12 protein-coding genes and 1 pseudogene are annotated in these 16,552 nt (G+C 61.4%); 12 read left to right on the forward strand and 1 reads right to left on the reverse strand.

Annotated features, from left to right (window positions below; all coding sequences use genetic code 11):
- Nucleotides 1–2: 2 nt before the first annotated feature.
- From AAHF99_RS02680 to AAHF99_RS02720, 9 genes are all read left to right on the forward strand, one after another.
- A complete protein-coding gene (locus AAHF99_RS02680; protein ID WP_342162551.1) occupies nt 3–590 on the forward strand; it encodes a phage adaptor protein in 588 nt (195 codons plus the stop codon).
- On the forward strand, nt 587–2,089 hold the full coding sequence (locus tag AAHF99_RS02685) for a hypothetical protein (protein ID WP_342162552.1): 1,503 nt from the start codon (nt 587–589) through the stop codon (nt 2,087–2,089). Before AAHF99_RS02680 ends, AAHF99_RS02685 begins: the two co-directional genes overlap by 4 nt.
- Before the next feature lie 8 nt (nt 2,090–2,097).
- Nucleotides 2,098–2,397, forward strand: a complete 300-nt coding sequence (locus AAHF99_RS02690; RefSeq protein ID WP_342162553.1) for a hypothetical protein — start codon at nt 2,098–2,100, stop codon at nt 2,395–2,397.
- Nucleotides 2,394–2,792, forward strand: a complete 399-nt coding sequence (locus tag AAHF99_RS02695; RefSeq protein ID WP_342162554.1) for a hypothetical protein — start codon at nt 2,394–2,396, stop codon at nt 2,790–2,792. The genes AAHF99_RS02690 and AAHF99_RS02695 overlap by 4 nt, the downstream gene beginning before the upstream one ends.
- 81 nt (nt 2,793–2,873) lie before the next feature.
- Nucleotides 2,874–4,742, forward strand: coding sequence for a hypothetical protein (locus AAHF99_RS02700; protein WP_342162555.1), 1,869 nt, complete (start codon nt 2,874–2,876; stop codon nt 4,740–4,742).
- A 12-nt stretch (nt 4,743–4,754) separates the two neighbouring features.
- Nucleotides 4,755–6,455, forward strand: coding sequence for a hypothetical protein (locus tag AAHF99_RS02705; protein ID WP_342162556.1), 1,701 nt, complete (start codon nt 4,755–4,757; stop codon nt 6,453–6,455).
- 32 nt (nt 6,456–6,487) lie between these two features.
- Nucleotides 6,488–9,430 (forward strand): phage tail tip lysozyme, encoded by a 2,943-nt coding sequence (locus tag AAHF99_RS02710; RefSeq protein ID WP_342162557.1) that lies wholly within the window; start codon nt 6,488–6,490, stop codon nt 9,428–9,430.
- Nucleotides 9,431–9,490: 60 nt separating this feature from the next.
- Nucleotides 9,491–11,671, forward strand: coding sequence for a hypothetical protein (locus AAHF99_RS02715; RefSeq protein ID WP_342162558.1), 2,181 nt, complete (start codon nt 9,491–9,493; stop codon nt 11,669–11,671).
- Nucleotides 11,672–11,680: 9 nt separating this feature from the next.
- On the forward strand, nt 11,681–12,283 hold the full coding sequence (locus AAHF99_RS02720) for a hypothetical protein (protein WP_342162559.1): 603 nt from the start codon (nt 11,681–11,683) through the stop codon (nt 12,281–12,283).
- A gap of 28 nt (nt 12,284–12,311) precedes the next feature.
- Here AAHF99_RS02720 and AAHF99_RS02725 read toward each other — a convergent pair whose 3' ends face one another.
- Nucleotides 12,312–14,060, reverse strand: coding sequence for a recombinase family protein (locus AAHF99_RS02725; RefSeq protein ID WP_342162560.1), 1,749 nt, complete (start codon nt 14,058–14,060; stop codon nt 12,312–12,314).
- A 49-nt stretch (nt 14,061–14,109) separates the two neighbouring features.
- On the opposite strand from AAHF99_RS02725, the pseudogene AAHF99_RS02730 reads away from it, so the two are divergent.
- The 3 genes and pseudogenes from AAHF99_RS02730 to AAHF99_RS02740 form a co-directional block, all read left to right on the forward strand.
- Nucleotides 14,110–14,259: pseudogene (locus tag AAHF99_RS02730) on the forward strand (glutathione S-transferase); the annotation flags it as partial.
- A 260-nt stretch (nt 14,260–14,519) separates the two neighbouring features.
- Nucleotides 14,520–14,996, forward strand: a complete 477-nt coding sequence (locus AAHF99_RS02735) for a formate dehydrogenase subunit gamma (protein WP_243959157.1) — start codon at nt 14,520–14,522, stop codon at nt 14,994–14,996.
- Nucleotides 14,993–16,552: a formate dehydrogenase beta subunit gene (locus AAHF99_RS02740; RefSeq protein ID WP_342162561.1), complete on the forward strand. Its 1,560-nt coding sequence runs from the start codon at nt 14,993–14,995 to the stop codon at nt 16,550–16,552. The genes AAHF99_RS02735 and AAHF99_RS02740 overlap by 4 nt, the downstream gene beginning before the upstream one ends.

The raw sequence follows: 16,552 nt of genomic DNA on the forward strand, positions 1-16,552 counted from the left end.
CGATGGCGCTGGCGAACGTAAACGAACTCAAGAGCGCTGTTGCCGACTACACCACTCGCGGTGACCTGCCCCTCAACGTGCTGATTGCTCTGGCCGAAACCAAGTTCGCCAGTGTGGTCAAGCACCGCCTATCTGAAAAGTACGTGGAGATTGCGGTTGCAGCGAGTTCAGCCTCGTTCCCGCTGCCAGCCGACTTCAAAGAAGGCCGCTCACTAAAAGTGAACCACGAGCCTCTGAGGCTGGCCAGCATCGACGCGCTCAATGCCGATCCCGGCTGCACCAACCAGTATGCCATCGTGGGCAACACCGTTCGGTTGCAGAGCCGACCGGCCAAGGACACCACGGTTGCGCTCGTCTACTACAGCAGGGTTCCTGCCCTCACGGATGCCAACCAGACCAACTGGCTGCTGTCTGCCTTCCCCGATGTGTACCTCTACGGCGTGCTGCTTGAGTACGCCATCTGGGCGCAGGATGCGGACAAGCAGACCTCCTACGGCACGCTGCTGGCCACCGCACTGGCCAACCTCACTGCGGATCACGCCAAGGGCTCGTTCAGCGGCAGCACCCTACAGAGCCGGAGGTTCGCATGAGCCTCAATGTGCCATTCGCGGAATGGCTGCCTGACCAGCCCCCACTCAACAACCCCGGTGTCACTCGCGCTCAGAACGTGATCCCCGGCAGCGGGCAGTTCTACAAGCCGTTTCCCAGTGCCGCGCAGTATGCGCCCACCAGCCTGCCCGGCCGCCCCTACGCGGCTATCTCGCTGCTGGACAATCTCAAGAACGCTCACGTTTACACGGCCACCCAGCGCAACCTGTTCACGCAGGACCCCGGCACAAGCAACTGGGCCGACATCAGCAGGGCTGCTGGGTACACCACCGCTGACATCGAGGGATGGCGCTTCACGGAGGCTTACGGCCTCGTGGTGGCTACCAACTACAGCGACAACCCCCAGTACATCGACGCCACCAAGGGCACAAAATTCGGCGACCTCACCACCCTGGTGAAAGCCCGTTACCTCACCACGCTGCGCGACTTCGTTCTGGTGGGCAACACCTTCGATGCCTTCGATGGTGCAGTTCCATACCGTGTGCGTTGGAGCGCCATCGGCAACCCGTTCGATTGGAATTTCAGCGCCACCACGCAGGCGGACTTTCAGGACATCCTAGGCGGTGGCCCGGTTCAGGCAGTGATCGGCGGTGAAGAAGGCACTGTGCTGCTGAAAAGCCAGATCGTCAAAATGGTGTACGTGGGTTCGCCAGCGATCTTCGAGTTCAAAACAATCTATCAGAACAAGGGCTGTGCCATCCCGCAGAGCGTTATCGCTGCTGACGGCAAAATCTTCTTCTACGGAGAAGACGGCTTCTACATGCTGCAAGACGACAAACTCAACCCCATCGGCAAGGGCAAGGTGGATGCGTGGTTCAAGGCCAACGCCAACCAGACTGGCTTTGACCGTATGACCGTGAGCATTGATCCGCTCAACAAACTGGTGATCTGGATGTACGCCAGCGTGGACAGTTTCGATCTCAAGCCCGATCAAATGCTAGTGTTCAACTACGACACTGGCGCGTGGAGCACGGCCAACAGCAAGGTCACCTTCCTCTTCAACAGCCTCAGCCTTCCCATTACATTGGCAGCGCTCGACAAGTACGGCAGCCTCAACGCTGTGCCTGCATCTCTGGACAGTTCCGTGTGGAGTGGTGGTCGAGCCTTCTTGGCGGCCATGGATGAGGCCGGTGTGATCTACTCGTTCAGTGGGGCCAACATGCCCGCCACCATCGAGACTGGCGAGTATCCCACCGGGCAGATGCTGCAGCAGGTCATGCAAGGCGTGAAGGGCGACAGGGCTCTCGTGCGCGCTGCCAGCCCCAAGGTGCATGGCGTTGGCGATGTGAGCGTGCAGGTGAGCGGCAAGACAACGCCGCAGCAGAACACCAACTACGGCACGGCCAGCCCCATCAACGTCAACGGCTGGTGCCCCCTGCGCAGTGACGCTCGCTACCACCGATACAGGATCACGCTGGCAGGCAACTGGACCCAGGCAATGGGCGTGGAAATCGACGCGGTTCCCACTGGTCTCAGATAAATAAACGCATGAGTACTCGTGCGGATGGAACAGTTAAGCAGGTGATTGACCAGTGCAATCGCCTTGAGCGTAAGACAAACGTCAAGGGCGAATTCACACTGGCCGTCAACACCACGCAGACTGTGGTGACAGTGGCGCAGGCTGGCTTTGATGCAGCAGTTAGCCTCTGCGCCAAGACGGCAACAGCAGCGGCAGAGATGGCCAGCGGTGCTTGCTACGTGAGCGCTTACGGCGCTGGCACTTTCACCGTCACGCATCGCAATCTCGCACAAGCGGATAGAACATTCAGATACATGGTGGCGGTTTGAGCGTACAGTTTTGCAGCACTGATCTTGCCTCCATCGTCACCCAATACACCCACTGCCGCGACTGGTTGCTTGCCGCTCTGGCGCATGGCGATGGCAGAATTAACGAAGACACGCTGCTGCGCGGATTGCTCAAGGGTGACTACCAGTTGTGGCGCACTGAAAACGCTGCCGGTGTCACGCAGATCGATGCCAACGAGCACACGCGGACGCTGTTTATCTTCCTCGCTGGTGGCGATCTCCGCGAGATCGAGCACGTAGCGGGACCCGTTGTTGAAGATTGGGCACGCTCTCAGGGCTGCACTTCAATTGTCCTTAGTGGTCGCAGGGGCTGGGAGCGTGAATTGCGCACGCTTGGATACTCCTACTCCACAACAAATTTGATTAAGAGATTGTGAGAGCCAATGGGAAGCAGTCCAAAGACCGAAACTACAACTACCACCCAAAAGACTGAACCCTGGTACGGCGCGCAGCCTTACTTGCTCGACGTGTACGCTGGTGCTGATGCCGCTCGTAAGAGTGGTGCTCCCGCGCCGTATGCTGGCAGCACGGTTATCGATTGGAGCAAGCCCACCCAGGACGCTTATGCGAGCATGGAGGCTACTGCCCGAGCGGGTTCGCCACTCCTCGGCAATGCCAGCAACGCCACCAACAACGTGCTCACCGGGGCGGCCTACAGCCCCACGCCTACCAACACCTATCAGGGCTTGCAGCAGGGGCTAAACCCCACTGCCAACCCCTACACGGGCATGGTGAACAGCGTGGCCAACGGCGGCCTCATGAACGGCTTCCTCGGCACGAGCGCGCTCACCCAGGGTGCGCAGTGGCAGAACCCCGGAGTAGGCGCTACCGCAGCCGCCGCAGGCACCATCAATAATGATGCTGGTAATGCCCTCATGCAGAACGGCCTCACCGGCACGAATGCCGGTATGGGACTGGCTCAGCAGGCCGCGGCCAATGCCAGCAGCAACCCGGCTCAGGCCGCCTACGCTAGCCAGACCGGCTACACTAATAGTGCTGGCGCGCAGGCAAATGCCTTGTCGCAGACAGCGGGCTTCAACCCCGCCTCGTTCCTGTTCGGCAGTCAGTCTGGCTACACCAACGCGGCGATGGGTGGCCAGACTGCTCTCAGCCAGTACCTCGCGGGCAACAACAACCCCGCTTCGCAAATGTTGAAGAGCACCGCCAACGGCGACTACCTCAACAGCAACCCCTACATCGATCAGGCGATCAAGAACGCCAACCAGAGCACTGTTGACCAGTTCAACAACAGCATCGCTCCTGGCATCGACAGCACCATGGCAGCGGCTGGTCGCTTGGGCAGCAACGCTTACGCCAGTGCCCGCAACAGCGCGGAGAAGACCACAGCAAATGCCATGGCCACCAACGCCGGCAACATGATGAGCGCCAACTACGCGAACGAGCGCAGCAACCAGTTGAACGCACAGAACGCAATCGGTGCACTGTACAACAGCGATGTGAGCAACCTTCAGAACTCGCTCAATAGCCTCAGCAGCACCAGCAACTCGCAGCAGGCTCAGCGACTGGCGGCGATCACTGGCCTGGGTAGCACCGTGGACAGCGCCACCAAGAACGCCATCGCGGCCAACCAGAACGCGGCCAACATCGACAACACCCAGCAGAGCCAGCGCCTTGCGGCGATCACGGGCATGGGCAGCACTGCGGACAGTGTTGCCAAGAACATGATCTCGGCAAGCAACAACGTTGCGAACATTGATGCTCAGCAGCAGACCACCAACAACAATGCCCTACTGAACGCAGGCAACCTCAGCAACGCCACCAGTGGCTTGTATCTGAATGCGGCCAACCAGTTGGGCAACCAGAGCGCGTTGCAGCAGAGCAACAACCTCAACTACCTGAACTCGCTCAGCGACCTGTACAAGTACGACACCACCAATCGCGTGAACGCGATGAACACTGGTGCAAACTTGGCCAATCAGGACTTCACCAACCAACTCAACAACGCCAACTTGCAGTTGAATGCCGCCAACGGCCAGACCAGTGCGCAGAACGCGCAGGCTGCTCAGCAGTTGCAGGCAGCCGGTATGGCCGGTGCGCTTCGCCAGAACGACTATGCCGATGCGCAGGCGCTATTGGGTGTGGGTCAGGCAGATCAGGCACGCCAGGGTGCGTTCTTGCAGGATGACATCAACAAGTGGAACGCCCAGCAGAACGCCGTTTGGACCGGACTGCTGAACGAAGCCAACATCCTCACTGGCGGCGGATACAACAGCACCACTGGCACAAGCACCAAGCCAATCTACACCAACACTGCGGCACAGGGCATGGGACTGGCAACGTCCGCCCTCGGAATGCTCGCGAAGTAAAGGGAGCACTCCATGGGACTACTCGACATTCTCGGCTTGGGTGGCGGCACTGGTGCTGCCCCCGGCACTGGCCCGGCTGCTGGCACTGGCGCATCGCCGGATGCAGGCCAAGGCGGTTTCCTCAGCATGCTGGGTCTCAATGACCCGGAGAAGCGCGCTCGCTTGGGTCAGGGCCTCATCGCCCTCGGCGGTAGCATGATGAAGGCAGGTGGCCCCTCGTACACCCCCAACAACATGCTGGGTGCGCTCGGCGATGGAATGAGCGCGTTCGGTAAGAGTTACAGCGGCAGCGCCGACGACGCGCTCAAGCGCGCTTACACCCGTGCCCAGATTGGCAACCTACAGGCCAACACCTCGCTGCACGGCGTGCAGGCGGCTCAGTTGCAGGCCCAGGCTGCTGCCCGTGCGGCTCTCAACGGCACTGTTAACCCGCTGGGTACTGGTGGCAGCGTGCTCAGCACCACGCCCGGTGCTCCTGGCGCTCCCGGTCAGCCCGCTCCTGGCACACCTGCCGTGCCCGGTCAGGCTCCTGCGCCCACCGGTCAGCCCCTCAACATCTTGCCTCCGGGTGTGCAGCAGCCGCAGTCAGGAAACGCCCAGGCTGCCCCAGGACAGCCCAAACCCCCAGGCGCTGCCCCTGCTGCACCCCAGGCCGCTCCGGCTGGTCCTGGCGCTCCTGCGCAGGCTCCTGCTGCCCCGGCGGTGTCTGGCGCTCCCATGGACACCGGTACGGTACTCATGGCCCGCATCAAGCAGTTGAACGACATGGCCCGTCAGTACCGTGCAGCGGGCTACGACACGCAGGCTCAGACCTATGCCGATCAGGCAATCGCGTTGGAGAAGCACGCCTTCAACAACGGTCAGGTTCTCATGCCCGATGGCACACTGAGTGCCGTGCCCGGCTACGCGGCTGGCAAGGGTCAGGTTGCGCAGGCTGAGGCTGCTGGCAAGAGCGCTGGCGAAATGCCCGGCAAGATGACCATGGCGGATTACGAGAGTGGTCTGCGCATGAAGGAGCAGGCAGCCAAGGACGCAAGCGGCGACAAGAAGACGTTCGATGACCGCGCCAAGGACATGAACAATTCGTGGAACCAAAGCGATTACAACAAGAAGTTCCTGGCGGCCAGCAACATCCGCGCAGGCTTTGATCGTGCTTACAAGGACAACAGCGGCCTTGGCACGGTTCAGTTGGTGCTGGACTGGTACAAACTCAACGATCCGGGTTCGGTTGTAAGCCAGAACGAAATCAACTCGCTCAGCACGCGCACGCAGAGCATGCCTGAAAGCCTCGTGGCTGCCATCAATCAGGCAGCCAACGGCGGCGGCATGAGCGAGGACAACAAGATCAAGATCCTCAAGAACATGGATGGCAAGTACCAGGATCAGCGCCAGACATACGAGAAGCAGCGCGACAACCAGCGCACGCTTGCAGGCACCATTGGTGGTGTCGATCCCACCAAGGTGATCCCGGACATCTCGGAACTGCACGGGGCTTGGAAGAGCCCTGCGGAACTGGCGGCTGAGAAGGCCGCTCAGGAGGCAGCGCAGAAGGCTACCGCCCTTGGTGGTGGTGCTGCACCGGCCACCCCACCCGCGCTGGGTGGTGGTGCTCCGCAGTTGCCCACCTATGCGCCAAACGATCCCAAGTTGCGCTCGCTCAAGAAGGGCGATCAGTTCAAGGGATTGGACGGCAGAATTTATTCGGTCGACTAACTATAAGAAAACACTGAAAGGCCACGCTAAGAATGGCAAGCGAAATCAACAGCACCGCAGTACTCGTGTATCAGCAGTTGCTCTCTTTGGGTGTGGCCCCCGGTACTGCTGCGGGTGCTGTTGGCTCGCTCATGGGTGAGAGCGGCAAAGGCCTGAATACCGCAGCCATCAATCGTGGCGATGGTAGCGATGGCTCGGACAGCATTGGCATGGGTCAGTGGAACCAAAGCCGTGCAACTGCCCTCAAGAACACCGCAGCGGGCATGGGTACGCCCTGGACCGACGCACGCGCCCAGGTTGCGCATATCGGCAACGAACTACAGGGCAGCCACAGGCACGTCCTCAAGAGCCTGCTGGCCGCTGGTGACGACGTAAACGCGGGCAACAACATCTGGACCCGCCAGTATGAGGTTCCCGCTGATGCGGCTGGCCAGAGCCGTATCCGCTTGGGCAATGGCCTCTCGTTCGCTCGTCAGATGGGCGCTATCACCCCCGAGCAGATGGCAGCCATCAGCAGTCAGGTTGCCGCTGCACCGGCTGAGCCTGCCACTCGTGGCGGTCGAGGTGGCAATGCTAGTACTCGCGACATCGTAGCCAACAGCGGCTTCGATATGGGTCCAAGCCCGCTCGCTGGCATGATCGCCCTCGGTGGATTTGGTGGCTCCACTACTAGTGAAGCAGACAAGCCACTGGCTCAGTTGGCCTCAGCCGACAAAGGCCAAGCCGACGCACTCACTGCTCGTGCTCTCGCCAGCGCTATGCCTGCGGCTCCCGCCGCTGCTGCTGCACCCGTCCAGGCTGCTACTGCTGCCGCTCCCGTGCAAACAGCCGGTGTTATTGGCAGCACTCCCGGCAGTGCGGGCAACCCTTATGCGGGCTTTGCCACCCCCACGGCACAGGCTGCACCGCAGCAGCCAGCGCAAACCCAGAGTGAAAGCCCCAACCCCTATGCGGGCTTTGCTACGCCCAGCACCGTGCAGCACGCATCCCCGGATGCAGCGCCAGCGCCAATGACCCCCTCTGCTCGCTATCACTTCGATGATGCAGCCGAAGCACCCGCCGCGTTGCGGTTTGAGGTGGAGGCACTGAGCAAGCCCGAGGATCAGTTGACCGCCTTGCGCAAACACTATCCCACCGCGCAATCCTACGACGGCGACAACTTCATCTATCAGAATGACAAGGGCGACTGGCAGAAGTTCAACAACAAGGGCTGGATCCCATCGCTGGGTGACATTGCCGGTGCTGCACCCATGTTCGCTGAGATGATCGGTGGTGCTGCTGGTGCGGCAGGTGGTGGTGCGCTCGGTGGTCTGGCCGGTGGTGTTGGCGCTGTCCCCGGTGCGATGGCAGGTGCAGCCACAGGCGGCACAGCCGCTCGCGAAGCAGCCCAGCGTGGCATCAACTGGTACTACGGCAACACGGACACTCGATCGACCGGCGAGCAACTGACGGATGCAGCGATCACCGCAGCAGCCAATGGCGTTGGCGAAGGTGTGGGACAGGCAGCACTCAAGGGCCTCAAGGCCGCTGGTGGCACGCTGGGCTTCGGCAAGCAGGCCACCACGGATGCAGCCACAGACCTTCGCGCTATTGGCATCGAGCCCACAGTGGGCATGGCTACCGGCAACGCTCCTACCCAGTACCTAGAACGCGCCGTGAGCGCTGTGCCCGTGTTGGGCAGTCAGGTGAGCAAAGCGGGTGAGAATGCAGCCGCCCGCATGGCAGCAGAGAGCGACCGCATCGTGAGCGGCATCGCATCGAGCACCAACCCCAATGCAGTGCCCGGCACCACCCAGGAAGTGGGCAACGCGCTCAAGCAGGCAGCCGGTGAAGCCGAGCAGCGCTTTTTCGACAGCGCCGACCAGCACTACTCCAACGTGAGCGCTCTCACTGGCAACACTCCGGTTCAGGGCAGCCACATTGCCAACCTCGGCCGTGAACTGGCCAACGAGAGCAGCAGTATCACGTCGTTCGGTCGTGAGACCCACGGCAGCGAACTTGCCCACGCCATGCGTCGAGTGCGTGCGCTGGGCGAAGACGTAGTGAACGGCAGCACCTTCGATAGTATCAAAGCCGCTCGCACCCAGGTGGGTCGCATGCAGGCCGACAGCACCAACGCAGCCGAGCGCGGCTATCTCGGTCGCATGTACGACGCACTCACAGCGGAGATGGGCGCAACCGCTGATGCAGCGGGCAATGGTGCTCGTGCAGCCTGGAACGAGGCTGATGCCGCCTACCGCGCTGGTATGGCCAAGGGTTCGCCCACCAACGTGCGAGAGAACCTAGCACCCATCACCAAGGCTCAGGTGGACGAGGGCGTTCTCGCCAACATGCTCAAAGGCAGCGACAGCGGCGGCAACAGGATCGCTGCTGCCCGCAGGCAGATCGTTCAGGGCCAGGGCAGCGAAGCGTGGGACCAGTTCACTGCTGCTACCGTGCAGCGCATGGGCGAAAGCACGGATGGTTTCTCTGCCACCTCGTTCCTCAAAAACTGGAACAAGATGAGTGCGGAGGCCAAGAGCGCCATGTTCGATGGCACTGCCAACGAGGCATACCGCGCCGACCTCGACCGACTGGCTCGCGTGGCTGCGCAGATGAAGCGCTATGGCAAGAGCGTGAACGGCAGCAACACCAGCAACCTCGAAACTGTGAAGGCTGGACTGGCAGGCATCGGAGCAATCGGCGGTGCAGTGGCCACCGGCAAAGCCGCGCTGGCCTTGGGTAACATCGCTACGGGCGCAGGTACGCTGGTGGCAACCAAGGGTGCAGACATGCTGCTCACCAGCCCCAGGGTGGTGAGTGCTATCGCCAATCTTCCCCGTGCGCAGATGCAGCGCAACGGCGTGCAGAAGACCATTGATGGCTTGCTCGACTATGCGGCTTCGCCCGGCTTGGGTGCAGCATTCCGTGAGAGCGTAACCGAACTGGCACGCAAGATTGAGAACGCGCACCTCAAGGACAACAAGCGCAAGTGAACGAATATGAGGCCCAGCGATAAATAGCGGAGCCTCCAACAATAAGAACGATGGTGAAAGATGGCAGATCTAACAAACTCCAGTTGGAGTGAAGCCGACAGCAGCAACACACAGCCCAGCCCCGCAGGCTTCCCCAGCGGCATTCTGCCCAGTCAGGTAGGCGGTGTGGTTCGCGCATTGATGGGTGCAGTCAAGCGCTCGTTCGATCGAAGCAATGTGATGACCACCAGCACGGGCAGCGCAAACGCTTACGTGCTCACGTATGCGCAGCCGCCCGAAGGCTACACTACTGGTGAAATCTATAGGTTCTTTGCCAACTTCACCAACACGGCTGCACCCACGCTCAACATCAATGGCCTCGGAACTCGCGCCATCCTGCGTGCTGATGGCACTGCGATGGCAGCCAACGAGATCGTATCCGGTCAGGTAGTCAGCGTGGTTGTTAGCGGCAACAACTTCTTGCACCAGCCCGTGGGCACGCGCTTCTTTACCGACGACGTGAGCATCCAGAAGGCCAGCGATAGCGTGCTGGCTCTAGAGGACACCAGCGCCCCCGCAACCACATTCCGTCAGAAGAAAATCTATTCTAGCAAGAACGTTGGCGGTGGTGACGACTGGCTGTTCCGCATGGTGCGGCCCAGCGATGGTGCAACCAGGGACTTCACGCTCAGCGCTGCTGCTCCCGGCACTGTGTGGACCACTGGAAACTTTAATCCCGCAACTAAAGCCGATCTAGCGGGTGCGAACTTTAACGGCAATGTGTTCGCGCCATCGATCACAATGGGTGGCAGTCTCAATCTTATTGGCGCTGGTACAAACAGTTTCCAGAACGGCAATGGTGACGCTGCCACGTATGCAACCCACAACGTGCGTATGTTGCTGTGGAACGGTCTGGGCATCTCCACTTACGACGGCTCGATCAACGGCGTTTACGATGCTCGCGCTGGCCGATGGGATACCAAGGCTGCGCCGCGCGTGAACGGTGCTGATGTCTGGTATCCCGGTAACTTCAATCCCAGCACCAAGGCCGACCTCAACACAAACGTTCGCTTTAATGGCGTGTCTCTCGGCAACAGCGAAGGCTTCATCTACGGCGATCAAAATATCAACAATGTTGTAGTCCGTACCGGCACGAGCAGTGCCGGATACAAGTATTCATTCTGGAACTCAGATGGCTTTTACACGTCGGCGGGTGGAGGTCGCTTCAATAGTGATCTCTATACAAGTGGCCGTGTGATCGTCGGTGAGAACCAGCCCGCCTCGTATATTGAGATGCGCGACACTGACGAGGGCACTCGTTACGTCCACAACAACAGTGGTCTCATCGGCTTCCTCGGCAAGGGTGGCGATTGGATTTTCCGCGTTGGCGATGATGGCGCGGTATGGACCAAGCAGTTTGGCGACCTCAACAGCCGCATTGAGAACCGTGCCAGTGATTTTGCCGTTGCCCGAGCAAATGAACGAGTTGCCAAGACTGGCGACATCATGAGCGGCGATCTCGAAATCCGCAAGAATTACGCTGCGCTGATCTTGCACTATCCTGGCATCAAGCGCGGCCTGTGGCATGTGCGCGAAGATGGCCGACTGCACTGGATGGATCAGGGCGGACAGTCGCACCTCAGCATCGGCGGTGATGGTACAGTTAGTACCCAGCAGTTGGGTGATCTAGCCACATACATCAACAACACTGCCAACAATGCTCGTGCTGATCGCGTGTTCAAGGGTGGCGACACCATGACGGGTCCGCTGTATATCGATTACGGTTATCCGCAGTTGCAGTTGACCAACCGCGATGGCAACGGTTTCGCCTACATCGACTTTACGAACGTTCCCTACGGCCACACCGATTTCTCGTGGAGGATGTGGCACAACACCGGCAACAACGAATGGAGCGTAAGTTACGTAGACAATGGCGCTCGCTTTTCAGTGCGTACTGACGGCAGCCTGTGGAGCGCGCAGATGGGTGACATCAACACCCGTATTGAGACACGCGGCCAAGCATTTGCCGATGACCGACTGAACACTGCAACAGCCCGCATCAACAACAAGAGCGCCCGACTGGCATACGTGGGTGACCTCAACTGCGGTAACTACGGTCGAGACATGGCTGAACCTTGGGGCGGTGGCGTGATCACCGGTCTACAGAGCAACAATGCTAGCGGTTACGCCACCGGCGGTCGCGGTCGCCAATTGCAGATGAGCGACAGCAACGGCAACTGGTACGCCTGCGGTTATGTTTGAGGTATTTGAATGAGCGATTATACTAGCATTGAAATTCTAGGCGATTTCGATTTTTACACCCCAGCGACGCGGCCAGAACTTGCTCCCGGTGATGCGCTGTTCATGCAGCGCACCTCGGATGGCTTGGACTGGTACGAGAATTGGAGCCACAAGCCGGATGCGTTCGACCCCAACGACGTGCTGGCTACAGTGCTGGCCGATGACCGGGGTGCTGTGATCCAGTGCGTGCTTCGCGCCACCCTCGTGCAGCAGATGCCCGTGGGCAAGGAGCGCATCATCGTGATCAAGGGCGTGGATCCCACGATTGAGAAGCCCCACCGTTTGTTCGAGCAGAAGGGCTTCGATGAGGCCACGCTCAGTATCGTGGACCTACCCGGCCTCGCAGTGCCGGTGATCACCTACAAGCGTGACATCTGGGTACGCTGCACGGACGAGGAAGCCGACATCATTGAGGCGGTGCTAGCCAAGCAGAGCACGCGCAAGCAGAACATGTTCAGGGATGCGCAGTACCTCGACCACGCGGACCCCTATTTTGCGGAACTGATGGCGGGCTTTGTACAAGCGTTCGGACAAGACAGAGCCAGCCAATTGCTGGCTGGCTCTAGCGCTTGATCCCAAGTGCTTCACTAATCGTGTAGGGCTACGAGCGGCTGAGCAGTTTGTTCAGCCGCGCTTCTTCTTCGGGAACAGCGTCAATTGTTTTGCCGTCCGCAGTGAATGACCTGGTGGGGATCTTGCCCAACTTGATGTCACCCAACTGGTCTGTGAGGTCGAACGAGCCAGTGAGTTTGTAGTTCTCAAACCTGTACGCACGAAGGCCATTCATCACGATCACCGTCACCGTGTAGTGCTTGCTGTTGAACGTCACCGCATCCACAAACGTGCGTAGGGCAGCGTTGGCCTTGGCACGCAGCATGTAAGCGGTGCTCTGGTCGGCTGTTGCCCACTCCTCGCGCATGCGGGCGATATCTGCCTCAGTGATGCCCTGACTGCTCGCTGTTAGTTCGGCATCGCTCTTTTGCCGCTCCAACTGTACCAGTGCTGCTTCTAGGTCCGCTCGCTGGCTTTTGCGTTGTGCGAGCCTCTGCCGGATTTCAGCGGTGTCACCATCAGTTTCCTCCAACTGGTCCAGCAAGCGCGCTTCACGCCGGGCGATGTTGTCGATCTCGCTGCGGGTGGTGGCGATCTGCTCCAACAGCGCATCCACGGGATTGGCCATCTGCCGCTGCCGTAGCACTTCGCTCAGTCGGAACTCCCGCACATTGTCGAGGATGGCCGCTTCGATCTTGTCGTAGTGGAACAGCCGGGCATGCTCGGGGCAACCCTTGCCCCGCTTGCGATTGCTGCAAGTGATGTAGTGCTTGGTGAAGGGCGAAAAGTTGCGCCGGGTGTTGCTCTGCACCGTCATGCTGCCCCGGCAGTGCTCGCACTTGCCCAGCCCGCTCAGCAAGTTGGTAAACAGCGTGCCCTTGCGACCGCCGGTATCCTTGTAGGGTCGCTTTTGCTGCTGTGCCTTGGCCCACACCTCTGGCGTCACCACCGCAGGGAAATAGCCCTGGATGGGATCGCCCACCGGAATGGCTTTCTTTTTGGGACCCGTCTTGTTGGGCTGGAACTCGCCAAGTGTGTCCCGGCCGTTGAGCACCCGGCCCACCATGCCAGCGAACCAACCGTCACTGGTGGACTTGAAGGTGGGCACGCCTTCGCGGTTGAACGTTTGCGCGATGGCGTTCTGACCCATGCCGTTGGCAGCCATGTCGAAGATGCGGCGAACCGTGGCTGCATGCTCGTTGAATGCAAACTCGTACTTGCCTCGCCCCACCTTGGTGGCAGTGAGCCAGCCCGGCGTTATGAGGGTGAAGGCGTAGCCACCCTCGGCGTACATGGCCCGCCGGGCTTCATACGATTTTTGGATGCGCTGGCTTTTGCGCAGGCTCTCCTCATGGGCTCGTGCCATGATGGTGAGCGAGATGATCAGTTTGCTCCAATCGTTGCCCACCGTCTCTTGGCTGTACACCTGATCGTCACCCAGCGTGACGATGGTGATGCCTGAGCGGATGATTTCTAGGAACAGGCTGAGCGCTTCCAGCACCTGATCGCGGCTGAGCCGGTCAAGGCTTTCTACCAGTAGGTAGGAGCCTCTGCGCACTGTGCCCTGTTCCACCATTTCGAGAAAGCGACCCAGCGCCCCCTCTCGACGGTTGCGCCCCTTGAAGGCGCTCACGCCGATGTCGCGCAGACTGCCGTCGAGCGTGACGTTGTGCCGTTCAGCCCATTCGCGGCTCATGTCCAACTGGCGACGCAGGCTGTCGCCTGTGACCTGTCGCTCCGTGCTCATACGTATGTATGAGTAGGCGACGTGTTCGGTGTTGATGGGTATGCCCGTCATTGCAGTTCCTTCTTACGATCAAACCGTTGTGCAATCGTAAGGGGCTGGCTGCACCCGCTTCCGCACCTACGACGTGGCGCTGCCGCCGGGCGCCGCCGCCTACCGCGACACGATCCTCCACTGGCCGCTCATGATCGAGTGGGCCGAAGCCGCCGCCCAAGAGCCGGAGGAGATCGAAGAACTCGACATGGAGTTCTGACGGCCGGCACTTTTCTGCATGTCTCGCGCCAAGCTCGACAGCCGTTCGCCGTGACCGAGGATCTTGTCAGCCCGCTGCAAACGCTGGCGAAAGGTTTCGGTAGCACCGCCCCACGCTGAGGGCGGACGGGGAGATCGGTCGCCCGCAAGGTAACAGTTCAACAGACGTCCTTTGTCGGCCCACCGGACAGCGCGATTGAAGCGCACCTGCAATTCTGTTCCACTTCGACTTAGAACAGGAACAGACTGGGCAGGAAACCTATGCCGCGTCACGAGCCCTGGAGCCACGAGCGGGCCTCGGGCATCATCGCCGAGCACAGCCATCTCGAAGGCGCCACGCTGCCGATCCTGCACGCGTTGCAGGAAACCTTCGGCTACGTGGATCACGGCGCGATCCCCCTGATCGCCGATGCCCTGAACGTGTCGAACGCCGAGGTGTTCGGCTGCGTCAGCTTCTACCACGACTTCCGCAAGGCGCCGGCCGCCGGCCGCCACGAGGTGAAGCTCTGTCGGGCCGAGGCCTGCCAGGCGATGGGCTCGGACTCCCTGCACCGCGAAATCCTCGGCCGTCTCGGCTGCGACTGGCACGGTACCGCCACCGACGGCTCCGCCACGGTGGAGCCTGTCTATTGCCTCGGCCTCTGCGCCAACGGCCCGGCGGCCCTGGTCGATGGCGAGCCCGTCGCGCATCTCACCGCCGACGCCCTGGAAGCCGCCCTGACGGAGGTACGCCAGTGAGCGTCACGCTTTACGTCCCCCGCGATGCCGTGGCCCTCGGGCTCGGCGCCAACAAGGTGGCCCGCGCGCTGTTCGCAGGCGCCGAGCGGCGCGGCCTCGACGTCACCATCGTCCGTACGGGCTCGCGTGGCCTGTTCTGGCTGGAGCCGATGGTCGAGGTGGCCACGCCCGAGGGCCGCGTCGCCTACGGGCCGGTGACGCTCAAGGACATCGACGCCCTCCTCGATGGCGGTCTCCCGACCGGCGGCGAGCATGCCCTGCGCCTGGGCGACCCCGAGAAAATCCCGTTCCTCGCCAAGCAGCAGCGCCTGACCTTCCACCGCTGCGGCGTGATCGATCCGGTCTCCGTCGAGGATTACCGGGCCCATGGCGGCTATCGCGGTCTCGAGGCGGCGCTGAAGCTCGATGCCGAGGGCATCGTGACGGCGGTGCGCGAGTCGGGCCTGCGCGGGCGCGGCGGCGCCGGCTTCCCGGCGGGCATCAAGTGGAACACGGTGATGCTAGCCAAGGCGGACCAGAAATACGTGGTCTGCAATGCCGACGAGGGCGATTCCGGCACCTTCGCCGACCGGATGATGATGGAGGGCGACCCCTTCAACCTCATCGAGGGCATGACCATCGCCGCCGTCGCCACCGGCGCGACGCGGGGCTACATCTACCTGCGCTCCGAATATCCGCAGGCCTTCGACACGCTGAAGGAGGCCATCGCCAACGGCGTGAAGGCGGGGGTGCTCGGCGAGAACATCCTGGGCTCGGGCAAGACCTTCCATCTGGAGGTCCGTCTCGGCGCCGGCGCCTATATCTGCGGCGAGGAGACTTCGCTGCTGGAGAGCCTGGAGGGCAAGCGCGGCATCGTGCGGGCCAAGCCCCCGATCCCGGCGCTCAAGGGCTTCCTCGGCAAGCCGACGCTCGTTAACAACGTAATGACCTTCACGGCCGTGCCGTGGATCCTGGAGAACGGCGCCAAGGCGTATGCCGATTACGGCATGGGCCGCTCGCTCGGCACCCTGCCGATCCAGCTTGCCGGCAACATCAAGCATGGCGGCCTGATCGAGCTCGCCTTCGGCATCACCCTGCGCGAGGTGATCCAGGAGTACGGCGGCGGCACCCGCTCGGGCCGTCCGGTCCGGGCCGTGCAGGTCGGCGGGCCGCTCGGGGCCTACTTCCCCGATCACCTGCTCGACACGCCCCTCGATTACGAGGCGATGGCGGCCAAGAAGGGCCTCGTCGGCCACGGCGGGATCGTCGTGTTCGACGACACCGTCGACATGGCCTCCCAGGCCCGCTTCGCCTTCGAGTTCTGCGCCACCGAGTCGTGCGGCAAGTGCACCCCCTGCCGCATCGGCGCGACGCGCGGCGTCGAGACGATGGACAAGGTGATCGCCGGCATCCGGCCCGAGGCGAATCTCAAGCTCGTCGAGGACCTCTGCGAGGTCATGACCGACGGCTCGCTCTGCGCCATGGGCGGCCTGACGCCGATGCCCGTGATGAGCGCCATCACCCACTTCCCCGAGGATTTTCGCCGCGCGGGCTCGCTGCCTGCGGCGGCTGAGTGA

This window comes from Methylobacterium litchii (assembly GCF_038442315.1).
GTDB classification, from domain to species: domain Bacteria; phylum Pseudomonadota; class Alphaproteobacteria; order Rhizobiales; family Beijerinckiaceae; genus Methylobacterium; species Methylobacterium litchii.